At 56.9% G+C, this 23,834-nt stretch carries 16 protein-coding genes; 2 read left to right on the top strand and 14 right to left on the bottom strand.

Going from position 1 to position 23,834, the window contains the following annotated elements; genetic code table 11:
- Window positions 1-12: 12 nt before the first annotated feature.
- The 5 genes from xylA to R8G34_21775 all read right to left on the bottom strand — a co-directional run bounded on the left by xylA (window position 13) and on the right by R8G34_21775 (window position 6,008).
- Window positions 13-1,317, bottom strand: coding sequence for a xylose isomerase (xylA, locus tag R8G34_21795; protein MDW3225490.1), 1,305 nt, complete (start codon window positions 1,315-1,317; stop codon window positions 13-15).
- The gene (gene xylB / locus R8G34_21790) at window positions 1,314-2,753 is read right to left on the bottom strand and encodes a xylulokinase (GenBank protein MDW3225489.1); all 1,440 of its coding nucleotides are present in this window, start codon (window positions 2,751-2,753) and stop codon (window positions 1,314-1,316) included. Before xylB ends, xylA begins: the two co-directional genes overlap by 4 nt.
- A gap of 3 nt (window positions 2,754-2,756) precedes the next feature.
- Window positions 2,757-3,521 (bottom strand): ATP-binding cassette domain-containing protein, encoded by a 765-nt coding sequence (locus tag R8G34_21785; protein MDW3225488.1) that lies wholly within the window; start codon window positions 3,519-3,521, stop codon window positions 2,757-2,759.
- 11 nt (window positions 3,522-3,532) lie between these two features.
- Window positions 3,533-4,855: a sugar ABC transporter permease gene (locus tag R8G34_21780; GenBank protein ID MDW3225487.1), complete on the bottom strand. Its 1,323-nt coding sequence runs from the start codon at window positions 4,853-4,855 to the stop codon at window positions 3,533-3,535.
- A 130-nt stretch (window positions 4,856-4,985) separates the two neighbouring features.
- On the bottom strand, window positions 4,986-6,008 hold the full coding sequence (locus R8G34_21775) for a substrate-binding domain-containing protein (protein MDW3225486.1): 1,023 nt from the start codon (window positions 6,006-6,008) through the stop codon (window positions 4,986-4,988).
- A 201-nt stretch (window positions 6,009-6,209) separates the two neighbouring features.
- On the opposite strand from R8G34_21775, the gene R8G34_21770 reads away from it, so the two are divergent.
- Together R8G34_21770 and R8G34_21765 are read left to right on the top strand one after the other, a co-directional pair.
- Window positions 6,210-7,469 carry an ROK family protein gene (locus tag R8G34_21770; GenBank protein MDW3225485.1) on the top strand — a complete coding sequence of 420 codons (1,260 nt, stop codon included), beginning with the start codon at window positions 6,210-6,212 and terminating at the stop codon, window positions 7,467-7,469.
- Complete coding sequence (locus R8G34_21765; GenBank protein ID MDW3225484.1) at window positions 7,466-8,938, top strand: CRTAC1 family protein; 1,473 nt, start codon at window positions 7,466-7,468, stop codon at window positions 8,936-8,938. Before R8G34_21770 ends, R8G34_21765 begins: the two co-directional genes overlap by 4 nt.
- Here R8G34_21765 and R8G34_21760 read toward each other — a convergent pair.
- The 9 genes from R8G34_21760 to glgB all read right to left on the bottom strand — a co-directional run bounded on the left by R8G34_21760 (window position 8,935) and on the right by glgB (window position 23,826).
- A complete protein-coding gene (locus R8G34_21760; GenBank protein MDW3225483.1) occupies window positions 8,935-10,242 on the bottom strand; it encodes a cytochrome c peroxidase in 1,308 nt (435 codons plus the stop codon). The two genes, R8G34_21765 and R8G34_21760, sit on opposite strands and share 4 nt — an antisense overlap.
- A complete protein-coding gene (locus tag R8G34_21755) occupies window positions 10,242-11,684 on the bottom strand; it encodes a glutamine synthetase family protein (GenBank protein MDW3225482.1) in 1,443 nt (480 codons plus the stop codon). The genes R8G34_21760 and R8G34_21755 overlap by 1 nt, the downstream gene beginning before the upstream one ends.
- 43 nt (window positions 11,685-11,727) lie before the next feature.
- On the bottom strand, window positions 11,728-13,050 hold the full coding sequence (locus R8G34_21750) for an aromatic ring-hydroxylating dioxygenase subunit alpha (protein MDW3225481.1): 1,323 nt from the start codon (window positions 13,048-13,050) through the stop codon (window positions 11,728-11,730).
- A gap of 83 nt (window positions 13,051-13,133) precedes the next feature.
- Entirely contained in the window at window positions 13,134-14,765 is a 1,632-nt protein-coding gene (locus tag R8G34_21745) for an alpha-D-glucose phosphate-specific phosphoglucomutase (GenBank protein MDW3225480.1), read from the bottom strand.
- An 11-nt stretch (window positions 14,766-14,776) separates the two neighbouring features.
- Window positions 14,777-16,711, bottom strand: coding sequence for a 4-alpha-glucanotransferase (malQ, locus tag R8G34_21740; protein MDW3225479.1), 1,935 nt, complete (start codon window positions 16,709-16,711; stop codon window positions 14,777-14,779).
- A 71-nt stretch (window positions 16,712-16,782) separates the two neighbouring features.
- A complete protein-coding gene (glgX, locus tag R8G34_21735; protein ID MDW3225478.1) occupies window positions 16,783-18,876 on the bottom strand; it encodes a glycogen debranching protein GlgX in 2,094 nt (697 codons plus the stop codon).
- Between the two features lie 20 nt (window positions 18,877-18,896).
- Window positions 18,897-20,333 carry a glycogen synthase GlgA gene (gene glgA / locus R8G34_21730; protein ID MDW3225477.1) on the bottom strand — a complete coding sequence of 479 codons (1,437 nt, stop codon included), beginning with the start codon at window positions 20,331-20,333 and terminating at the stop codon, window positions 18,897-18,899.
- Window position 20,334: 1 nt separating this feature from the next.
- Window positions 20,335-21,594: a glucose-1-phosphate adenylyltransferase gene (glgC, locus tag R8G34_21725; GenBank protein MDW3225476.1), complete on the bottom strand. Its 1,260-nt coding sequence runs from the start codon at window positions 21,592-21,594 to the stop codon at window positions 20,335-20,337.
- Between the two features lie 39 nt (window positions 21,595-21,633).
- Window positions 21,634-23,826, bottom strand: a complete 2,193-nt coding sequence (gene glgB / locus R8G34_21720; GenBank protein ID MDW3225475.1) for a 1,4-alpha-glucan branching protein GlgB — start codon at window positions 23,824-23,826, stop codon at window positions 21,634-21,636.
- Between the last annotated feature and the right edge of the window lie 8 nt (window positions 23,827-23,834).

The following is a 23,834-nucleotide window of genomic DNA, read 5'->3' as shown; positions in this document are numbered from 1 at the left end:
TTTGCTGCGCCTTTACACAAATCGACTGATATAGTTCTCAAGTATTTCCTGCTGGCCCGATTTGGGCTGCGGATCAATATCGCCGGCGGATACGGTTGCTTCAATTTCCTCTAAGGTCGCTGTCGCAAGCCAATTGCGCGGTGCATCTGCATCCCATCCTGCATACCGCGCCGTGCGGGCTTGTTCCAAACCGCCGTCCTCGATCATCGCGATAGCGGCTTTGAACCCGCGCGCGCAAATGTCCATCGCCCCCACGTGAGCCGCAATTAAATCCATTGGATCAAGGCTTTGACGGCGCAGCTTTGCATCAAAGTTTGTACCCCCGGTGGTGAACCCGCCCGCCTTGATCACCTCATAGTAGGCCAGTGCGGACTCGGATGCATTGTTGGGGAACTGGTCCGTATCCCAGCCGGATTGGTAATCGTTGCGGTTCATGTCGATGGAGCCAAAGATGCCAAGCGCAGAGGCCATCGCCAGCTCATGTTCAAAGCTGTGCCCGGCCAAAATGGCATGACCCTGTTCGATGTTCATCTGGACCTCACCTTCCAGGCCAAATTCCTTTAGGAATCCATAAACCGTGCAAACATCATAATCATATTGATGCTTGGTCGGCTCCTGCGGCTTCGGCTCGATCAGGATGGCACCTTTGAACCCGATCTTGTGTTTGTAATCGACCACCATTTGCAGGAACCGGCCCGCCTGCGCACGTTCCCGGGCCAGATCAGTATTGAGCAGGGTTTCATAACCCTCGCGACCGCCCCAAAGCACATAGTTTTCACCGCCCAGCTTGTGCGTCGCATCCATGCAATTCTTGACCGTCGCCGCCGACCAGGCAAAGACTTCCGGGTCAGGGTTGGTGGCAGCACCGGACATAAAGCGACGGTGCGAAAAAAGGTTTGCTGTACCCCAAAGCAATTTGGTGCCCTGGGCGTCCATCTTACCGGCCAGATAGTCGATGATCTCTTCGAAATTGCGTTTACTTTCCGCGAAACTATCACCTTCCGGGCGGATATCGGCGTCGTGCCAGCAGTAATAGGGTTGTCCTAGGATCCCGAACATCTCAAAGGCAACATCCGCCTTGAGCCGCGCCAAATCCATCGTGTCCCCAAACCACGGGCGTTCAAAAGTTTGTCCGCCAAAGGGGTCCCCACCGGGCCACGCAAAGCTGTGCCACCACGCGACTGCGAAGCGCAGATGATCCTCCATACGCTTTCCGGCAACGATTTCGTCCGCGTTGTAGTGGCGGTAAGCCAGTTGATCCGCGGGCGCGTCCGGGTCGTATTGCACGGGCGAAATGCCTGCGAAAAAGTCGGTCATAGGGCCTCCTTGAGAGCATGGTAGGCGGCACGATAGTTTGCATGACGGGCGTCAAAAGCATCCTGCAATGCCGGTTGTGGGGAAATCGTTTGGGCGATGTCAGGAGCCGTCGCCACTTCAGCGCCAGCGCCCGTTGCAGCCATTTGGGCCAGACGCGCCACGCCGAATGCACCGCCGAAATCGCCGTCTTTTGGCACGTCGATGGGCATATCCAGCACGGTTGCCAGAAGGCTTAGCCAGTATTCGGAATTGCTGCCGCCGCCAACAGCCACAAGGCTGTCGATCTGCGTACCAGTGCCACGCAAGGCGTTGTAGCAATCCTTGAAAGCAAAACTGACACCTTCCAAAACCGCTCGGGTGGCGGCTGTTTTGTCGGTTGCATGGCCCAGCCCCAGAAACGCCCCGCGCGCGGTCGCGTCATTGTGCGGCGTACGTTCACCGCCCAGATAGGGTAGAAAAAGCGTTTCAGAAGGAGGCGTGAGTGCGCCAAGGTCCCGCGTCAGGGAATTTGCATCAGAGCCTACCAAATTTGCAAACCAGTTCAACGCGTCGGTACAGGCGAGGATCACCCCCATCTGGTGCCAGGTATCAGGCAAGGCATGACAAAATGTATGCACTGCGCTCGGTGCGTCGGGTTGATAGGCCGGGGAGGCGGCAAAAAGCACGCCCGATGTCCCCAACGAAATAAAAGCCTGCCCGGGTTTGACCACACCCATTCCCACGGCAGCGGCGGCATTGTCGCCTGCCCCGCCCGCAACGACGACACCCTTTGGCAAACCCCAGCGCGTGGCCAGTGCATCCCGCAATATCCCGGACACCTCGGACCCCTCGACAAGCCGCGGCATGTGATCCCGACTTAACCCGGAAGCTTTCAGAAGTGCGTCCGACCAGTCCCTTTTACCAGTATCGAGCCAACTTGTGCCTGCTGCGTCTGACATTTCCGACACGGCTTCACCCGTCAGCCAGAGCCGCAAGTAGTCTTTGGGCAGTAAGATTTTTCGGGTTTGCGCCCAGATATCCGGTTCATTCTCGCGCACCCACGCTACTTTGGGGGCTGTAAACCCCGGGAACACAATGTTACCGGAAACCTCACGCCATTGCGGGTTGCCATCAAGAGCGGCCGCCTGCGTGTGGCTGCGTGTATCATTCCACAACATACAGGGGCGCAGCACGTCGTCCGACGCATCCAGCAGCGTCGCACCATGCATCTGTCCGCTCAGCCCGATACCGCGCACAGCGCCCAAGCCCTGCTGTTGCGCTAGCGAAACCATTACCGTTTCAGCCGCTGCCAGCCAATCTGAGGGGCTTTGCTCTGACCACCCATCATGCGGTCGCGACACATTCAGTGGCGCTGTCGCTTCGGCCAGCAGGTGCTGATCCTCATCGATCAACAAGCCCTTCAGCCCTGAGGTCCCCAGATCAAGTCCCAGATACATGGTTTAAGCCGCCTGATCCGGTTTCTTGCCCATGATGATCATGCTCAGAATATCGTCCTCGGTGACGTCTTCGACACGCTCGGTTCCGATCATCTGGCCGTTTTTCATCACCGAAACACGATCGCACAGGTCCAGCATTTCGCGGGTGTCATGGCTGATCAGAAAAATGCCCAGACCCTGCTTTTTCAACTCGTGAATCAGTTCGGCGACCATCTGCGTCTCATGCACCCCGAGGGCCGCCGTGGGTTCGTCCATAATCAGGATCTTGGCGTTGAAATAGACGGCCCGGGCGATGGCCACGGACTGGCGTTGACCCCCTGAAAGCGCGCTGACCGGTTCCTTGAGCTTTTTGAAGTTGGGATTGAGGCGCGCCATGATTTTGGCTGTCTCGCTCTCCATCTTGGCATCATCTACAAAGCCCATGCCCGTGACCAATTCGCGCCCCAGAAACAGGTTTGAAGCCGCATCCAGATTATCCGCCAGCGCCAGCGTCTGATAGATGGTTTCGATGTTGTAATCCCGGGCATCGCGCGGACTGGCGATCTCGGCGCGCTCGCCATTGATCCAGATCTCACCGCCATCTTTCTGATAGGCGCCAGCGAGGATCTTGATCAGCGTCGATTTCCCCGCCCCGTTATGGCCCAGAAGGCCCACGACTTCGCCGGGATAAAGATCGAGACTGACGTGATCGACCGCTCGGATCCCCCCGAAAGAGATAGAAATATCCTTGAGCTGGACAAGCGGGGTGTCTGTACGTTGGGTTGTCATGAGCTTTCCCCTTACTTGGATTTGCGGCGATATAGAATGTCGAGGTAGACAGCCAGAACGAGGACCGAACCCACAACGATCTGCTGCATCGCGGCGTCAAAGCCGATCAGCACCATGCCTGTCTGCAACGACTGCATCACAAGCGCGCCGAGGATGGCACCGTATATTGTCCCGACTCCGCCCGCGAGCGATGTGCCGCCGATCACAGCCGCGGCAATCACATAAAGTTCGTCCAGCGTGCCAAGGGCGTTTGTCGCAGAGCCGAGCCGCGCAGAAGCCACCACTGCGGAAAGACCGGTCAGCGCGCCCATCAGCGCGAAAATCTTCACCGTCATCCAGCGGGTATTGATACCAGCCAGTTCTGCTGCCTCCGGATTGCCCCCAATGGCGTACACGTAGCGCCCAAAGCGCGAGCGCGACATCAGGATTGTCATGAAAATCGCGACTGCAATCAGGATCAGAACCGGAATGGCAAAACCGTGCGAGATGAACAATCCATCTGCCGGGATTTCGATGCTATTGGCCTCAGCGTAACGGCGCACGATGCCGCGTGGCCAGGGATAGGCGTTGACCAAAAGGACGGCCGCGATCACCGCGCCGCAACCGACTATGCCGATGAAGCTCTCTGCCCAAACAGGGCGTTGTTCGATGTGGAAGATACGGCGGTTGCGACGGCCCATCAAAATTAGGCCCAAGACGGCTGCGCAGCCCAGCAGCCCGACAATCCAGCTGCCGGTGGAGCCAATGGCACCGTATGGCCCGCCCCCCAAGAGCGCGAACGTGGGATCGACCGGCGAAATGGTTTCACCGCGCGCCACAAGGAATGCAGCACCGCGCCAGACCAGCAGACCGCCCAAGGTCACAATGAAAGCCGGGATTTTGCCGTAAGCGATCAAGGCACCATGAAAGGCCCCGATGAAGGTGCCGCAGATGATGCCCACAAGGATGGCGATGATCCAGATCATCGGATGCCCGAGGCCCAGGTACTGCGGCAGGATGTTCACCTGAACCACGCCCATGATGATCGCGCAAAACCCTAAAATGGAGCCGACCGAGAGATCAATGTGCCGGGTGATGATGACCAACACCATGCCCGTCGCCATGATACCGATCGAGGCGGTTTGCACCGACAGGTTCCACAGGTTACGAGGAGTCAGAAAGAAACCACCGCCGCGAAAAATCTGGCCATAGAGGTGAAAACCGACCCAGATGAGCGCCAAAGCCCCCAGCATGCCCAGAAGTCGGGTGTCCAGCTCGGTTTCACGGAAGAAACGCGCAACAGCACTTTCCTTCTCGGGTGACGATCCCGTTGGTTGCGTTGTTTGATCTGTCATGTGGCAGCGCCCCGAGCAAGATATGCGTCTCCTGTCCGCGTGCGGTCACGCGGGGAAAAGCAGATCGGTTGTTTAGAAGAGTTGGAAAGGCCGGGCGCAGTCGTGAGCGCCCGGCAAGATCAAGTGCAGATCAGCAGCCAGCAACGCCAGCCATTGCGCCCGCACAGGCTTTTTCCTGAGAGATATGGCCCGCATCGATGGCCTGGCTCAGGTTGCCCGCTGTGATCGGTGTCGGGGACAGGAAGATTGCGTTCATTTCAACGCCGTTCTCGCCACCGGACCATTTCACTGCGTTTTTGACATCCGCCAAGGCTGTACCACCGGCCAGTTCCAACGCGATGTTCGCAGCCGCTGCACCCAAAGCACGGGAGTTTTTCCAAACCGAAACGGTCTGTTCGCCGCGCGCAACGCGGTTCAGCGCCGCATGGTCACCGTCTTGTCCGCCCACCGGAATGCTCAGACCCTGGGCTGCCAGAGCCGCAATTGCGCCGCCTGCCATGCCATCGTTCTGGGACAGCACTGCATCGACCTTATTGTCGTTTGCCGTCAGGATCTGTTCCATGTTCTTCTGAGCGTTGTCAGGTTTCCAGCCGTCGGAGAAGACTTCACCAACGATGTTAATTTCACCGGAGTCAACTTTCTCACCAATGACTTCCATCATGCCTTCGAGCAGGAAACCCGCGTTTGGATCGCCCTTGTCGCCCTTGATGATCGCAAAGTTACCGGTTGGCTGGGCTGCAACCACGGTCTGCGCGATGATACGGCCAACGCCTTTGTTGTCGAACGTCAGGTAAAACGCGCGGTCGTCTTCGATCAGGCGGTCATACCCCACAACCGGGATACCTTCTGCGTCGGCTTTATCCACAGCAGGACCAACGGCGTCTTTATCGACGGACAGGATGATCAGTGCGTCTGCGCCCTGTGCAATCAGTGCTTCAACGTCAGTCAATTGTTTGGCCGCAGAGTTCTGCGCGTCAGCGGACATATACGTGGCGCCCGCATCATTCAAAGCCGCTTTGATCGCCGCTTCGTCTGTTTTCCAACGCTCTTCCTGAAAGTTGGACCAGCTTACGCCGACTTTCAGTTCTTCGGCATATGCGGCTGTGCAGAGAGCGGCCGAGATGGCGACGCCCATAACTGTGATCTTCTTCATTATATCCTCCCAAGGGACAGTTCAGTTAACTGTTGATGCCCGTTATAAATCCGGCATGGATAAAAGGATTGACTGTTTTAATTCAGCTGTCAAAATAAATTTATGCGAATGTTGCCAAAAATTTGGTCTTTTTTAATAAATTTCCGAATTTACGGCGCATTTCGGCACCTTTTGGCTATTTATTTTTTGACCGGTGAATAAATGAACGTGGAAATCTCCCAGTATCGTGTCAGCGAAGGTCTCTCCGGATGCGGTCCGATTCGCCCCGAACCGGACGTCTCCGGCAGCAGTCTGCGCCACCGAATATTCGAGCATGTGCGCTCTGCAGGGCAGATTTCCCGAATTGATCTGGCCAAACAATTGCGCGTCAGCCCGGCCTCTATCACGGCCCTGGTCGGCGAGTTGCTCGATCTGGGGTTGCTTCAGGAGAGCCAGGACACAACGCGCACAACGACGCGGGGTCGTCCTCCGGTCGCATTGTCGGTCCAGCCTGAGGCGGGCTATGTCGTTGGCATTAAACTGGCGCGCGCAAAACATACCGCCCTTTTAGTGGATGCAGCAGGACGTCCATTGGCACAGGCCAGCCTGAATTGCGCTCTCAGACGGCGTTCACTGGCCCAGATGATCACAGAGACCGGGCAGGTCCTCGACGCCTTGTTGCAACAGGCAAACCTGTCACGCGCTGACATCGCCTGCATCGGTCTCGGAATGCCCGGCATGATCGATCACGCAACCGGCCAGATGGTCTGGTCCCCTCTTCTGACTGAAAAACACCGTCCTTTGCGGGCTCTGGCCGAGGACGCCTTTGGTGTGCCTGTCGCCGTGGATAACGATGCCAACCTCGTCACATTGGCGGAACTGTGGTTCGGCAAGGGGCGTGCGATGGCAGATTTCGCGGTGGTCACCGTAGAACAAGGTGTGGGCATGGGCCTTGTCATCAACCACAGGCTCTACCGTGGCGCCGGGTCCCTGGGCATGGAGCTTGGGCACACAAAGGTGCAAATGGACGGCGCATTGTGTCAATGCGGGCAACGCGGCTGTCTGGAGGCCTATATTGCCGACTATGCGCTGGTGCGCGAGGCTTCAACGGCCCTTGATTCCTCAGAATTCGGTAATGCCGCGCCGGAGGTAATGTTGCAGCAGCTTTATGAGCAGGCGAAGGCCGGAAATGAGGCCGCGCGCGTAATTTTTCGGCGTGCGGGACGTTTTCTGGCGTTGGGACTGGCAAACGTGGTGAACCTGTTTGATCCGCCACTGATCATTCTGGCCGGGGAACGAATGCAATATGACTACCTTTATGCGGACGACGTGCTGCGCGAAATGCACTCTCTGTCTTTGAACCGGGGCGACGCGCCACAAAAGGTCGAAACCCACGCCTGGGGGGATTTGATGTGGGCGCATGGGGCGGCAGCACTGGCGCTTTCTGAAATCGCGGACGCCATGGCGGAACGCCGCAGATGAGAGCGCTCGCTTTTTGCCTGATCGCCCAGTCTGCAAGTGCCGAGATCGTTTTTGAAAACCACTCTGCCACCCTGCCAACGCATAGCTACACCGGAGGTTGGGAGCATTTCGTCGGCGGCGGAGTCGCTGTTTTTGACTGCAACGGCGATGCTTTGCCGGATTTACTCGCAGCAGGGGGCGAAACGCCAGCCGCCTTGATGATCAACGAGGGGCAGATGCAATTCACCTCAGCGCCCCTGCCGATCTTCACTGGCACAACCGGCGCCTACCCACTGGATGTGGACGGGGACGGTCATCTTGACGTTATGCTTTTGCGGGTTGGCGAAAATCAGTTGCTGCGCGGGGATGGGCAGTGTGGTTTCGTGCTCGCAAATGATCTCTGGGGATATGCACCTCAAGACACATGGTCCACAGCGTTTACTGCAACGTGGGAAAACGACGGGCCGGTCATGGCCGTAGGGAATTATGTGGATCGCTCAGATCCCGACGGCCCCTTTGAGGCCTGTGACACCAATTCCCTGCACGCCTGGAATGGCAGCGGTTTCGACAGGCAAACGCTGGAACCGGGGTTTTGCGCCCTGTCGATGCTTTTTGCCCGTGACGCCAGCGGTACAAAGCGTCTGAGGATTTCCAATGACCGCCACTATTATGTGCGCGCAGGGTCTGAGCAGATGTATGATCTGGCGCTTGGGCGGTTTCTGGGGCCGGAGGACGGTTGGGAACGGGTCAGGCTCTGGGGTATGGGGATCGCCAGTCGCGACATAACAGGTGATGGGCGCGCCGAGGTCATGCTGACCTCCATGGGCGATCAGTTGATGCAGATCGCCGGGGCTGATGGGCTTTACACCCGCGCGCCATACGGACTAGGCACCTACGCGCAACGCCCGCATCTGGGGGATGATGGGCGGCCCTCTACCGGATGGCACGCCGAGTTTGGCGATTTAAACAATGACGCACGTCCCGATCTGTTTATCGCCAAGGGCAATGTGGATCAAATGCCTGGCCTTGCCATGGAAGACCCAAATTCGCTGTTGATCCAGCAAGAGGATGGCACGTTTATGGAAAGCTCCATTGAGGCAGGCGTCGCGACAGTCGATCGCGCGCGAGGGGCTTCTTTGGTCGATCTGGACGCCGATGGCCTGCTGGATTTGGTCGTTATGAACCGACGCGCGCCGATGGAACTCTATCGCAACGTCACGGAAGGTACCGGTCATTGGCTGGCTGTTGAGTTACGGATGCAAGGGAAGAACACGCGCGCTGTGGGCGCGCTGGTCGAATTGACCGCAAATGGCGTCACCCAAACCCAGGAAGTCACTGTCGGCGGAGGGCATGCGGGTGGACAGGCGGGGGTTTTGCATTTCGGGCTTGGGAAGGCTGAAAATGCAGAATTGACAGTGACCTGGCCGGATGGGCAGATCACCACCCACAAAAACATCACTGCAAACCAAAGGCTTTCACTGACCCCTTAACGATCTATCGGCAAGCCACTGGGCACAGCCACAGGGATGCCCAAGCGGCCCTCAAGCGCAACCGGATCGCTGAGTTGTTCCAGAAACGCGACAAGTGCCGCGACATCGGGCGGGTCCAGGGTCACAGGTGATAACGCGATCGCCTCTCTCAAGGCGGCTTGTTCAACGGGATCATTCACATGCCGCCAGTCGTCAACCTCGGGCAGGTCTGGCAACACCACGTCTGAGCGATCAAACCGATCAAGTGCATCAATGGGCGATGCGTGATCCAGAATAAACTGGGCCAGATCGGAATGGCTACCTGTGTGACCATAAGGCCCGGTCTGCACCACGTTTCGCAACGAAGGCGTGCGAAACGCATAGGCATCAGCTTCACGCCCCGTCACCCGCATCCGGCCCAGATCGCGTGCGTGGCTTTCAAATCGCGCAGCTTTTCCCGGTCCAAATTGCGGCACGCCCATCGCATGGAAATCGTGATCCGTCTGGAATTTTCCAGTGTGGCAAGTGCTGCATCCACCTTCCCCATAAAACAAATCCATGCCCAATTTGGCAGCAGCAGGCATGTCAGCAGAGCCGCGCAAATAGGCGTCAAAGGCGCTGGTATCTGAGCGCCATTCAAAAGCGACAAAAGCCGCGATGGCATCTGAGATATCAGTAAAGGTGAGGTTTTCCACTTCAGGAAAGGCCTCTGCAATCAAGGGCGCGTAACCGGGTGTTTCTGATACGCGCGCACTGAGTTTTCCCCAGGCACCGCCCTGCCCGGTGATCCGCCCTTGACGCACCGCTTGAGCCACATCGTTTTCGCTGTAGTGTCCAGCCATCTCATCCGCGCTGAGCACGGGGAACATCGTTTGCGCGGACAACAGATTTGCAAAACCTTGGGTCATCTCCGCGCCCATCGGTGTGCGTAATCCACCCGGTTTGCTGGGATCCACTTCGATCCGACCATCATGGAACATGACAGTGAATTCATGCGCCCCGAGGTTAAACAACGCCGGCGCATTGCGCGGGATGCGCTGTTCGGGCGTGTTATCCGCACTGGCATGACGGTCAGGGCCCAACCCGATGCCGCCCTCGCCCAATGACAGCGATACGCCATCCGCTGTGGCAAATTTCGGGTGGTGGCAGGTGGCACAGGAAATGTTGCGGTTGCCTGACAAAATGGGATCGTAAAACAGCATCTGACCCAATCGAACCTGCGCCATGTCCAGATCCATATAATCCGCATCTGTGATTGGTGCCGGAACCTCAGCCGCGGCGGCACACCCGATGACGGTTGCCCCAATAATACCCCAGAAACGCATCAATAAAGCCCAAAATACTCTGCTTGTTCCCAATCTGAGACATGCGCCAGATATCGTTCCCATTCCGCACGTTTCAGACGCACCAGATAGTCGACGACATCCGTACCAAGTGCTGTGCGATAAAACTGCGACGTCTCAAAAGCATCAATGGCAGCGCCCAGGGACGACGGCAAGACCTGCGCTGTGTCTTCGTAGGGGTTTTCAATGGCTGGCGGCGGCGTGAGCCCGCGCGTCACGCCGTCCAGTCCGCTCAATATCTGACTGGCAAAGACGTAGTAGGGATTCGCCGCCGCCTCGGGGACCCGGTTTTCCACACGCGAGGCCGGATCATCCGGGCCCATCAACGCCCGCAACATCGCACCGCGATTATCCCGTCCCCATGCCACACGATCCGGCGCGAGCTGCAAAGGTTGATAGCGTTTATACCCATTGACGGTGGGTGTGGTCAGCAAGCAGCTTTCCACAGCATGTGTCAATAATCCCGCAATCCAACCGGCACCCTGCACGCTGAGCGCACCATCCTTTTGCGGGATCATAACCGACGCACCCGCGCTGTCGATCAGGGATTGATGCACATGCCAGCCCGAGGCACAGGCGTTGTCCAGTTTGGGCCGCGTCATGAAGGTGGCATGCAAACCCTCTTGCGCGCAAACCTCTTTGACCAAGGTGCGAAACATCACGAGATTATCCGCGTGGGTCATGGGATCGGCGGGATCAAAGGTGAATTCAAACTGGCTCGGTCCCATCTCCACTTCCATCGAGCGCAGCGGCAAATCCATTGCCTGCGCCGCACGCCGCAGAACCTCCACCACAGGTTCCAGACGGGTATAAACCGTTTCGGTGAGAAACTGATACCCGGGCGCAAGATTCCGCGTCACGGGCGGTGTTGCGGGCATCGTAGCCTCAGCATGGCTCAGCGCATCATTGGTGATCTCATAGACATGAAATTCAACCTCCAACCCGACGCGCATGTTCAGACCAGCGTTCGACAATTTCTCCACTGCGCGGCGCAAAACGGTCCGCGGGGCAAAAGCCAAGGGAACACCGGATTTGAGCACTGCATCGCATAATATCCACGCTGACCCCGGCGCATGGGGTAAATGACGAAACGAGCCTGGATCCGGCACCAACAGGATATCACCGGCCCCCTGCACCGGGCTGTCACCATCCGCGCTCCAGACAGGATAAACCGTGCGGTGCGATGTGTCTTTTAAAAACAGCGTCGAGGGGGCCGCGATACCCGTGGTGAAGGCAGAAGCAAATGCGGAGGCAACGATCGTCTTACCCCGCAGCACACCGTGTTGATCCGGAAAAAGGACGCGAATGGTTTCCAGATCACTGTTTTGCACCTCAGCGAGCAGGGTTTCGGCCGCCTCGATTTCGGCAGCGCTCAACAGCCCCATGCGCGCGAGGGCGCCGTCACGTATTCTTGCTTTACTCACGGAAGATCACGTCCCAGCACGCAATCCTGTCGAAAACGGGCACTCATTTGATCGTCGCATCCCATTCCGCACAGCCTGCGCGTCGTTCGCTGTCACTGGCCCGAAACGCGGTCTCCCAATCGGATGTCATCGCAATCGTGTCATTGCTGATCGGCCCCTGCACCAGCGAGGGATCGCCGCCATTGCACATGGGCAGCCCTGCATCGTTACCCTTTTCCAGCTCCGCCATAGCCACACGCAGCATCCGGCGATACCGAATGATGGCTACATCTGTTTTGCCCAGATGTTCACGCGTACGATCAAAAATGCGCCCGGGGCTTTCCACCGCCCATTGGTCATGCACGTTGATGTCGAGCCCCATGCCGGTATAGGTCTCATCGGCCTGCTCATCCGGATCATAACCGTAATTGTTGCGTTTGTTTTTCAGGGGCGCGTAATCCGGCAAACGATGCTCTTTGAGCCGTTGGTCGCGCATCTTGTCCTTGTCCACCGGGCCGGTGAAGCTGGTGAACATCGAATACCAATAGCAGGTTTCATCATCCACCGGCACATGCCACTGGGTTATGATCATTTCGCGGCTCATCGGGATCGAAATCGCCTGCGGAAATATCTGATTTGTCACACGCACATGGGTACGACCATCCTCCAGATGGCGCAGGGCGATCAGGCGCATCCCATAGTCGGTTTCTTCCACGCTGATGTCCGGGCGCGGATAATCACGTAACAGCTTTGTCATCGGAATGTCGGTATTCCCTGCCTTATCGCGAAACTGCTTGCCATAACTGTCCGCGGGGTCTTCATCCTGTAAAAACCTGTGCAGGAACGACGCATGCGCCGGATCTATGCCAACCTCCATCGCCTGCAACCAATTGCATTCCCATAATCCTTTGAAGGCGAAAACATGGGTTTCAGGCGCGCGAAAACAATCAAACCCCGGCAAGGGCGGTGGCGCACCGGGGCCCATATAGGCAAATATGATCCCGTTGTGTTCCATCACCGGATAGCTTTTGTTTTTGATCTGTTTGTGCATGGTCGAGCTCTCAGGCTCGCCCGGTTGCTCAACACATTGCCCGGTACGATCGAAATGCCAGCCATGAAAGGGACAGCGCAAACCGTTGTCTTCCAAACGCCCATAACATAGATCAGCACCGCGGTGCGGACACGCCCGCTCAATCAAACCCAACTCGCCATCGCTGTCGCGAAACAGTACAAGATCTTCGCCCAATAAGCGCACCGGCACCACAGGGCGCTTGAGCGCCAACTCATCGCTGAGCGCTGCGGGCTGCCAATAGCGCCGCATGACCTCGCCCGCTGGCGTCCCCGGCCCGGATTGCGTCAAGGTTTCGTTCAATTCCTGACTGATCATTCAGGCGCTCCGCGTTGTGGTTTGTACCTCGGGCCATGCTCCGCGAGCACACCTGCGCTGTCAACCAACCCCCGCGTGAGGTTTCAGGTTTTTACATCTGGCTCAACGCGTCCGATTTTCGCTTGCATGTCTGTAATGGCGATCACGGCGTCTCGCACTTTTTGCAACGCAACATCGACCGACAAACCATGATCCGCATCCGCTGGGGAAAATTGTTCCAGATAAACGCGCAGCGTCGCACCTTCTGTCCCCGTGCCAGACAGGCGCAACACCGCGCGCCCCTCGCCCGCGAAACCAATGCGCAGACCCTGATTATGGCTGACGGACCCGTCGACAGGATCATGGTAGGAAAACTCATCCGCGCTGGTGATCTCCAGCCCGCCAATAGACGTGCCCGGTAAATCGGCCAATTGATCACGCAACCCTTGCATCAGGGCATTTGCCGCATCCACCGGCACCGCCTCATAGTCGTGACGTGAATAGTAATTACGCCCATAGGTTGCCCAATGATCGGCCATGATCTCAGATACAGACTGTTGGCGCTGCGCGAGAATGTTCAACCACAACAAGACCGCCCACAGGCCGTCTTTTTCGCGCACGTGATCCGACCCCGTGCCAGCGCTTTCCTCACCACAGAGTGTGACTTTGCCAGCGTCCAACAAGTTGCCAAAGAATTTCCAGCCCGTGGGCGTCTCAAAACACGCCAACCCCATCCGTTCAGCCACTTTGTCGCTGGCACCGCTCGTGGGCATCGAGCGCGCGACACCCGCCAAACCGGCTTTGTACCCCGGTGCAAGATGTGCATTGGCCGCCAGAACGGCGAGGCTGTCGGACGGTGTCACATAGGCACCGCGTCCTACGATCATGTTGCGATCACCATCACCATCAGATGCCGCGCCAAAATCAGGTGCGGCATCGGACATCATTCCATCCATCAGGATATTGGCCCAGACCGGGTTTGGATCGGGGTGGCCGCCGCCAAAGTCTTCGCTGGGCACGGCGTTTATCACTGTGCCGTCAGGCGCGCCCAATGTATCTTCGAGGATCGCAGTGGCATAGGGTCCGGTCACCGCATGCATCGCATCAAACCGCATTGAAAACCCGCTGGCGAAAAGGGCCCGGATCTTATCAAAATCAAACAGTTTTTCCATGAGGCTTTTGTAATCGGCCACCGGGTCAATCACCTCAATCTGCATGTCACCCATGCTTGAAACGCCAACGTTTGAAAGATCAACGTCTGGTGAATCAAATATCAGATATTCAGAGATCCTCTGTGTCTCCTCAAACATATTTTCTGTAATGTTTTCAGGAGCTGGACCACCATTGCTCACGTTATACTTCAAGCCAAAATCCGCGTCGATGCCACCAGGGTTATGGCTGGCAGAAAGTACAAACCCGCCATTCGTTGTCCGCGTCCGGATCAGATTGGAAACCGCAGGCGTGGATAGCAATCCTGATTGCCCGACGATGACCTTCTTCGCCTTATTTGCGGCGGCCATCTTGAGTATGATCTGGATGGCTTCACGGTTGAAAAATCGCCCGTCTCCGCCAATCACAAATGTCTTTTCGGACGCGCCTCCGATTGCATTCAGAGTCGATTGAACGAAGCATTCCAAATATCCCGGCTCCATGAACACGCGCGTCTTCTTGCGCAAACCCGATGTGCCGGGTTTTTGACCTTCGAAGGGGCCTTTGGAAATGGTTTGAATGCTCATCGCTAATCCTTTCAAGTCTCTTTTTTCGGCATGCTGCGTCCTGCTTGTGCCATCGAATTCGCCGTGTCCTGCAGGTTGCGATCCTGTGCAATTTCGTCAACAGAGACGGGCATTATTCGACGCCAGTTCGGATGTTCGTCGATGGTGCCCGGTAGATTCTGCGCGTCCTGAACGCCAATCACATCATCCAATTGGACGGCCACCAAAGCCGTTGGTCCTTGTGCAAGATCGTCGTGTACGCGGTTCGCCAGATCACGGGAAGTATAGCTGTGCAACTCGTTCTCGGGGACTCCCATCAACGCCGCCTTTTCATTCTGTCGCTGATGTTTCGCCGTGGTTTGGCTGGCCGCGTCGATCCACCCCAGCCGGTGCCACCATGCAATGTCATCACCTTCCCAAAACCCTTTTATGGTGGGCGTGTCGTGGGTGCCAAAGCAGGCCAAGGACTGCGGCCGCAGTTCATCCGCTTTGCGAAACTTGCCTTTTTTGGTTTTTTCATATTGCACGACCGTGTAGCCATAGAGGCCTTTGGACGCCATCGTATCGCGAAACCCATCTGGTACAAGGCCAAGGTCCTCGCCGACGATCACTGTTTTCGCGCGCTGTGCTTCGATCGCAATTATTGCCATTAAAGATTGAAACGGTTGGCGAATGTATCCGCCCGGCACGCCATTTTCGGGAATCCAGTAACTGCGATTGAGCCCCAATGCGTGGTCAATCCGCAGGACGCCACAATGCTGCATCGCCTGCCTCAAGACTTGACGCAATGGTTGGTATTTTTGCGCGGTGAGCTTGCGCGGCGCATAAGCTGCCAACTGCCAATTCTGACCTGCCGGACTGAGTTGATCCGGCGGCGCACCGAGCGAGACGCCGGCAGCCAGAGTATCACCCGCGCCCCATGCTTCTGCGCTGTCGAGACGGGACCCAACGGCCAGATCAAGATACAACCCCAAGCCCATCCCATTCTCTTGGCTACGCCGCTGCGCATCTGCAAGCTGTTGCGTGGCAAGCCACTGAAGCCAGACGTGAAACTCTGGATCCAAATCCGGAGTGTTCCTTCGGGCCGCGCCCGGCGTGCAAAAGCGTTCGGGCCAGTCTTGCCATCCTGACCCCATGGTTTCACTGAGCGTTTCAAAAAGAGCAAAGTCGGCCAAGGATTGCCCACCAGCGCCAGAGAACTCATGCAACGCACGCTTGCTTGCCTCGGAAGCTTCGGATTTGAACTGCGCAAAGGCAGCGCGCAATGCCAGACGATGCTGCCGCCCAAATACGTCATATTCGATCAGCTTGCCGCTGCTCGCTTGGATCGTACCTGCCAGAGAGACATCCGGGATCTGATCTAAGCTGATATGATTGGTGTTCAAAAACCCACGATGCGTCGGTGAATAAGGGCTTATCGTCTCCTCATCCGCCCATCCAAGCGCATGCACCGGATTGATCCCGAGAAATCCTGCGCCCAGTGAACCAAGCGTTTCGCCAAGCCGTGCCAAGTCTTCAAAATCCCCGAGTCCACGGCTCCTCTCGGACCTCAAACCATAAAGCGGTGCGACGATCCCCCAAGTCCGGTCATACCCTGCAACGTCAAGCAAAGATGGCGCGCGACTCGGGGCTGCAATCACGTTTGAATGTTGCACTGTTTGCCCAGACCAAACCTGCAGATCATGCACACCGGCGGGCATGGCGGGCAATTGGATGTGCATGTCGCTTCTTCCGTCGGCGAAGGGTTTTTCCGACCCTTCAAGCACCAAATGCCACTCGGTTGGGCCTGAACAGTCAACCGTTGCCGTTTGATCGCAGGATACCACTATGTCGTGCGGCACTACACGCTGCGCTGCGTCGACACGCAACGCCCCCAACGTTTCGCGCATTTCACGATCCGTATCAATCGCCAAACCATTTGCGCGGATCAAAGCGCGCAGGGTTTCCGGATTGGTTGGACGTGTCACACCCTCCAAATCTATGAATTCCGAATGGATTCCACATAGCATCCCTAATTCTGCGAGGGCTTGCGCAGACGTCACGGGGCGCCCTTTGACGACAATGAAAGGACAACAACGCAAGGCCCATCAACCGTGATCGTTGTCGAAGTGATCGAGGCTGGATCAGGTGCATCCACAGAGGTATCCAGACAGACGGTCCAACTCATTCCGGTGGGAGCCACAGGCACCCGGACCTCAGCTTTATCTGACGCCCGGTTGAAGATGGCAAAAATTGCGCCGCTGTGGTCGCGGCTCATAGGAGCCTCAGCAGAAGCGCGTAACATCATACAAAGGCTCGATAAGCCCGGGTCACGCCAGTTCAGCGCATGCCCTTCGAAGTCCAACCACTCCACATCCGGCAAGCCATCGGCGGGCCGCCGTGCAGCATGTAAAAACCGTGACTGTCGCAGCACGGCGTGCTCTTGGCGCAACGCCGACATCTGCGCAACAAAGCGTGTCATGCTGGCATCGGCATTCACCCAGTCCAACCAGGCGATCTCATTGTCCTGACAGTAAGCATTGTTGTTACCGCCCTGCGAATTGCCGATCTCATCCCCGGCCAGAAGCATAGGCGTACCTTGAGACAGAAACAGAGTGGCCAGCATATTGCGTTGACGACGCACGCGCAGCGCTTCGATAAACGGATCCGGCGTTGGACCTTCAACGCCGCAGTTGTCGGAATGGTTGGCATTATGTCCATCCTGATTGTTTTCGCCGTTTGCCTCATTGTGGCGCCGGGAATAACGGGTAATATCCGCAAGGGTAAACCCATCATGGGCTGCCAGAAAGTTGACCGAAGACCAGGCACGCCGGCCGCCACGATCAAACTCCCCCGCTGAGCCCAACAAGCGCGCGCCAAGTTCCTGCGCACTGTGAGCATCGCCTTTCCAGAACCGGCGCACAGTGTCGCGGTAGGCGTCGTTCCATTCCCCGAATTTTGGCGGAAATTGCCCCAGACGGTAGCCGCCCGGGCCGATGTCCCATGGTTCTGCGATCATTTTCACGCCCGCCAGAACCGGATCCTGCCGCAAAGCGTCCAGAAAACCACCGTTGACGTCGAAGCCATGATCTTCGCGCGCCAACGTTGTGGCAAGGTCGAAGCGGAACCCATCAACGCCCATGCATTCCACCCAGAACCGTAGTGAATCCATCACCATTCGCAGTACGTAGGGATTGGCGACATTGACAGTATTGCCCGTGCCGGTGTCATTCACGTAATAGCGCGGCTGACCGCTGAGCAAACGGTAATATGACGCGTTGTCCAGTCCTCTGAAACAAGTCGTTGGCCCGCGATGGTCCCCTTCGGCTGTGTGGTTGTAAACCACATCCAGAAGGACCTCGATGCCCGCTTCGTGAAAGCGACGCACCATATGGCGGAACCCCTGAATACCGCCTGGCCCAAAATAGCGCGGCTCTGGCGCAAAGAACCCGATTGTATTGTAACCCCAATAGTTTGTGAGCTTTTTCTCAAGTAAAAAGCCATCATTTATGAACCCATGAACGGGTAACAGTTCGATCGCTGTGACGCCGATCTTATGCAGATGATCGATGACGGCATCAGAGGCCAGCCCTTCATATGTTCCTCGCAATGCCTCAGCCACATCCGGGTGCAGTTGCGTTGTGCCCTTCGCATGCGCTTCATAGATCAGCGTGTCTTCCCAGGCGTGGCCCAATGGTGCCGTGATCGCCTCAAACTGTTGAGGATCATAAACCACCGATTTTGGCACAAACCGGGCGGAATCCCGTGTATCAAAAGACAAATCCAAAGCACTGGACCTGGCATCATACCCCAGCACCGCAGGATCGTTGATCCATCTGCCACGCCATTCCCGCGTATAAGGATCCATCAGCAGTTTGTTGGCGTTGAACCGATGCCCATGTTCCGGAGCATAGGCGCCATGCGCGCGATACCCATAAAGGGTGCCTGCAGACAGCCCGGCAACCCGGCCGTGCCAGATATCACCGGTGCGTTCCGGCAGCACAAGGCGCACGGTTTCCTGTCCTCCGTCATCAGAAAACAAGCACAGTTCCATCTTCGTCGCATGTGCCGAAAACACCGCGAAATTGACGCCCTCGCCGTCAAAATGTGCACCCAGCCGATGTGGCTTTCCAGACGTAATCTCATATCCCATAGAGCGCTATCCTGCGACTTTTATCTGCCAATCAGGCCTGTGTAGATGTCCTTGTAGGCTTGCGCGGACACATCCCACCCAACAGGATGGCGCATTGCGCGGCGCATCATCCCAGACCAGATTGTTGGCTGATCGTAAAGATCGCAAGTGCGCAAGATCGCTTGTTCCAATGCCGCTGTGGTAATGGGCGCGAATTGCACCCCGGTTGCGCATTTTGCAGTCAGCGCCGCCTCATTCGCGTCGATCACCGTATCGGCCAGCCCGCCGGTCCGCGCCACCACTGGCAGTGTCCCATACCGCAAGCCATAAAGCTGCGTCAAACCGCAGGGTTCAAAGCGTGAGGGGATTAAAATGGCATCGCTCCCCCCCTGCATCAGGTGGGAAAGCGGTTCATCATAGCCAATGATCACGCCCACAGATCCCGGATGCGCGTGCGCGGCGGCAACAAATCCAGACTCCAGCGATTTGTCACCACTCCCAAGCACCGCAAGCCTCGCCCCGCGCGCCACAAGGACAGGTATTGCCTCCAGCAACAGGTCGAGCCCTTTCTGCGTGGTCAACCGACTGATCACACAGAACAGCGGGCCTTGGCCATCCTCAAGGCCAAAACGTTTCATCAGCTCTGCGCGGCTCCTGGCCTTCGGTTTCAAACTGCGAACCGAATAGGGCGCAACAAGCGACGGATCCTGTTCGGGGTTCCAGACTTCAATGTCGATCCCGTTGAGTATACCCGACAGATCGGAGCCGCGCGCGCGCAAGAGCCCCTCCAGCCCCATACCGAACTCGGGCAACATCAGTTCACGTGCATAGGTCGGGCTGACGGTGGTGATCTTGTCCGAAAAAGCAATACCCGCTTTCAAAAAGCCGATACGCCCGAAAAATTCCATTCCTTCGGAGGTATAGAGCTCGGAGGACAGCCCCAGCGATGTAAGCAGGGAGGGATCAAACAACCCCTGAAATGCGATGTTGTGGATGGTCAAGACACAGGGCGGCGTTGCGCCATCATGCTGGCGCAGATAGGCCGGGACCAGACCAGCCTGCCAATCATGCGCATGAACAACGTCCGGTCGCCACCCTTGCAGGCCTTGAATGGCAAGCTCAGCGGCAACATAGCACAGAGCGGCAAAACGCTGCGGATTGTCGGGCCAATCCTGCCCGTCCGGGCCCAGATAGATATTGCCGGGACGGTCATAAAGGTGAGGCGCCTCCAAAAGCAGCAAATCCAAACCCTCGGCATGGCAGGCCAGAAGACGCGCAGGACCCCCGTGCAATTCTCTGGTTTCCCAGATGGTGTCGCCTGTTGCCACGATTTCCATCAGCCCCGGATAGGCGGGCAAAAGAACCCGCGCTTCTACACCCAATGCGGCTAATGCTTTGGGCACAGCCCCGATGACATCCGCCAAGCCACCAGTTTTGACGAATGGCGCGCATTCAGAGGCGACAAAGAGACTCTTCACGTCAGCCGTCCAACTCGTCAATCATCTGTTGGGTGATCAGGCACACACCGTTGTCTGTGCGGCGGAACCGTTTGGCATCCAACACCGGGTCTTCTCCAACCACCAGCCCCTGAGGGATAACCACACCGCGATCAATCACCACATTACGCAATTGGGCGTTCCGGTTGATTTCCACATAGGGCAAGGCGACAACGCCATCGAGCGTCGAAAACGAATGGGTTTTCACACCGGTGAACAAAAGGCACCGATCCAGCCGCGACCCCGAGATGATGCAACCTCCGGACACCATTGAAGACACCGCATGCCCGCGGCGTCCTTCTTCGTTGTGGATGAACTTGGCCGGCGCGGTCAACTCAGAATAGGTCCAGATTGGCCATTCGTTGTCATAGAGATCCAGTTCCGGTTTGAAATCGGTCAGATCAATATTGGCTTGCCAGAACGCATCCACCGTCCCAACATCACGCCAATAGGCTTTTTCCTCAATCCCGGACCGGACACAGGACCGGCTGAACGGATGCGCAACCGCTTTACCGTCACGCACGATCTTCGGGATCACGTCACCGCCAAAATCATGGTTGTAGTCCGGATCTGCAGCGCATTCATCCAAAAGTTTGAAAAGGTATTCGGTTTCAAATACATAGATGCCCATACTGGCCAATGCATGATCGGGATGTCCGGGCATCGCAGGGGGATCGCTGGGTTTTTCGACGAAATCAAGAATGCGGTCTTCAGTATCGACCTTCATCACGCCAAACCCGCGCGCTTCCATCCGGGGGACTTCGATGCACCCTACTGTCACATCTGCGCCGCTGTCCACATGGTGACGGATCATCAGTGAATAATCCTGTTTGTAGATATGGTCGCCGGCCAAGATCACGATGTACTTGGGTGCATAACCTTCGATAATGTCCCGGTTTTGCGCGACGGCGTCCGCTGTGCCCTTGTACCAGTTTTCATTGTCCAATTGCTGAGACGCAGGCAGAATATCGAGCGATTCATTGCGTTCTGCGCGAAAAAAGCTCCAACCGCGCTGCAGATGCCGGATCAGAGAATGGGCCTTGTACTGCGTCGCCACGCCGATGCGACGAATGCCCGAATTCACCGCGTTCGAAAGAGGAAAGTCGATGATCCGGCTCTTACCGCCGAAATACATCGCCGGTTTGGCACGCCTGTCCGTCAGATCATAAAGTCTGCTGCCCCGGCCACCCGCCAGAACAAAGGCCATGGTCTGTTGCGCAAGCCTCTGTGTTTCTCTGTCCATTTGTCTTCCTCCCCCGTTTTATAATTTTAAATCAGTGATTTAATCACTCTTCAATTCAAAAAAGAGCGTCGACAAAGGCGGCAACGTTATCTTGATCGATTGCGCTCTCCCTGACGCTGCGATCATTTCGCTGTCAACACCCCCCATGTTTCCCCGGCCATCTCCACCGTAGAATTCGGAATTTGTGTTCAGACGTTCAAGCCAATGCCCCGCATCCGGCACGCCCACGCGCCGCGCATTGCGTTCCACCGGTGTGAAATTGGACACAACAAGCAGCGGCGGCGTAGTCGTCCCGCCTCGCCTGATCCAGACGAACACCGACTCGTCGCCGTTGTTCTCCTCGATCCACTCAAACCCCTCCGGCTTCGCATCCAACGCGTGCAACGCAGGACAGCCGCGATAAAGTGCATTCAGATCCCGGATTAACGCCTGCATGCCTGCGTGCAACGGCGTGTCCAGCAGGTGCCAATCCAGACTGCTGTCATGGTTCCATTCGATACCTTGTGCAAATTCGCAGCCCATGAACAAAAGCTTCTTGCCCGGATGCCCCCACATGAACCCATAATAGGCGCGCAAGTTAGCGAATTTGTCCGCACCTTGCCCCGGCATTTTATCCAGAAGTGATCCTTTACCGTGCACCACCTCGTCATGGCTGAGCGGCAGAATGAAGTTTTCCGAAAACGCGTAATGCAGGCCAAATGTCATTTTGGAATGGTGATATTTGCGATGGATCGGATCCTCGCCCATATAGCTGAGCGTGTCATTCATCCAACCCATGTTCCATTTGAACCCAAAGCCCAGACCGCCCGCGTCTGTCGGTGCGCTGACGCCGGGAAAAGCTGTGGATTCTTCGGCGACGGTCATGATCCCTTCGACCGTTCCATAGGCCGTTTCGTTCATGTTTTGCAGGAACGCAATCGCCTCCAAGTTTTCGCGGCCGCCGTCTTTGTTGGGAATCCATTCCCCGTCTTTACGGCTGTAGTCGCGATAGAGCATTGAAGCCACCGCATCCACACGCAGCCCGTCAATGTGATGCTCCTGCAGCCAGTAAAGTGCGTTTGCAATCAGATAGTTGGAAACCTCGGCACGTCCATAGTTGAACACCATCGTGTTCCAATCCGGATGGAACCCCTCTTTGGGATCTGCGTGTTCATAAAGCGCAGTACCATCGAATTTTGCCAACCCATGCGGATCTTCAGGGAAATGCCCTGGCACCCAGTCCAGAATGACGCCGATATCCGCAGCATGCGCAGCCTCGATGAAGGCGCGGAATTCCTCGGGTGTGCCATGCCGGATCGTGGGCGCGAACAAGCCCACCGGTTGGTATCCCCAGGACCCGTCAAAGGGAAACTCCGAGATTGGCATAAGTTCGATATGGGTAAATCCCATGTCCTTGACGTAGGCGATCAGTTGCTCGGCATGTTCGGTATAGCTCAGCGGGCGGTTGCCGTCTTCGGGCACACGTCGCCATGACCCAAGATGCACTTCGTAAATCGAAATTGGTTGATCAAACCGTTGGCTCGCGGCGCGGCGCGTCATCCACGGTTTGTCTTTCCACTTGTGTCCGGCCAGCTTGCGCACAATCGATCCGGTGCGCGGCGGGTGTTCGGATCCAAACCCAACCGGGTCGGACTTTTGCGGCAACAGGTGGCGATTGCCATCGAGCACTTCAAATTTGTAGACATCGCCCTCGCCGATTGCTGGCATGAATGTTTCCCAAACGCCCGTTTGTCCACGCTTTCGCAAAAGGTGCCGACGCCCGTCCCAGGTGTTGAAATCCCCAACGATGGAAACGCGCGCAGCATTTGGCGCCCAGACCGCAAAATGCGTGCCCTGAACACCCTCATGGGTCATCACATGGGCGCCCAATACGTGCCAAAGCTGGCGATGCGTGCCTTCGCCGAAAAGGTATTCATCCCACTCCCCCATCACCGGCCCAAAGCGATAAGGATCATCGGCCGACCATTGATGGCCGTCCTGTGTCACGCTCAGATGGTATGCGAACCGCTTTTTTCGACGTGGCACGATACCCTCGAACAGCCCCTCTGAGACGGGTGACAGCGTTGCAATCCTGCGCCCGGTTTTTGGGTCAACAGCGTTGATCGTTTGCGCGCCGGGCACGAAAGCACGTACCACAAGTTTGCCATCCACCTCATGCAATCCCAACACGGAAAACGGGTCTGCGTGACAGCCTTCAGCGATGTCCTGTGCGTCCTGTGGTGCGAGTGTCACGCCAATCT

This window comes from Paracoccaceae bacterium, assembly GCA_033344815.1.
GTDB lineage: Bacteria > Pseudomonadota > Alphaproteobacteria > Rhodobacterales > Rhodobacteraceae > Roseobacter.
Note: the sequence above shows the minus strand (reverse complement) of the source record. Positions and strands in the feature narration are given on the sequence as shown.

Bases quoted from the DNA above. Each gene is read 5' to 3' on its own strand.
- xylA (MDW3225490.1), bottom strand. From the start codon at position 1,317: ATGACCGACTTTTTCGCAGGCATTTCGCCCGTGCAATACGACCCGGAC.
- xylB (MDW3225489.1), bottom strand. From the start codon at position 2,753: ATGTATCTGGGACTTGATCTGGGGACCTCAGGGCTGAAGGGCTTGTTG.
- R8G34_21785 (MDW3225488.1), bottom strand. From the start codon at position 3,521: ATGACAACCCAACGTACAGACACCCCGCTTGTCCAGCTCAAGGATATT.
- R8G34_21780 (MDW3225487.1), bottom strand. From the start codon at position 4,855: ATGACAGATCAAACAACGCAACCAACGGGATCGTCACCCGAGAAGGAA.
- R8G34_21775 (MDW3225486.1), bottom strand. From the start codon at position 6,008: ATGAAGAAGATCACAGTTATGGGCGTCGCCATCTCGGCCGCTCTCTGC.
- R8G34_21770 (MDW3225485.1), top strand. From the start codon at position 6,210: ATGAACGTGGAAATCTCCCAGTATCGTGTCAGCGAAGGTCTCTCCGGA.
- R8G34_21765 (MDW3225484.1), top strand. From the start codon at position 7,466: ATGAGAGCGCTCGCTTTTTGCCTGATCGCCCAGTCTGCAAGTGCCGAG.
- R8G34_21760 (MDW3225483.1), bottom strand. From the start codon at position 10,242: ATGCGTTTCTGGGGTATTATTGGGGCAACCGTCATCGGGTGTGCCGCC.
- R8G34_21750 (MDW3225481.1), bottom strand. From the start codon at position 13,050: ATGATCAGTCAGGAATTGAACGAAACCTTGACGCAATCCGGGCCGGGG.
- R8G34_21745 (MDW3225480.1), bottom strand. From the start codon at position 14,765: ATGAGCATTCAAACCATTTCCAAAGGCCCCTTCGAAGGTCAAAAACCC.
- glgX (MDW3225478.1), bottom strand. From the start codon at position 18,876: ATGGGATATGAGATTACGTCTGGAAAGCCACATCGGCTGGGTGCACAT.
- glgC (MDW3225476.1), bottom strand. From the start codon at position 21,594: ATGGACAGAGAAACACAGAGGCTTGCGCAACAGACCATGGCCTTTGTT.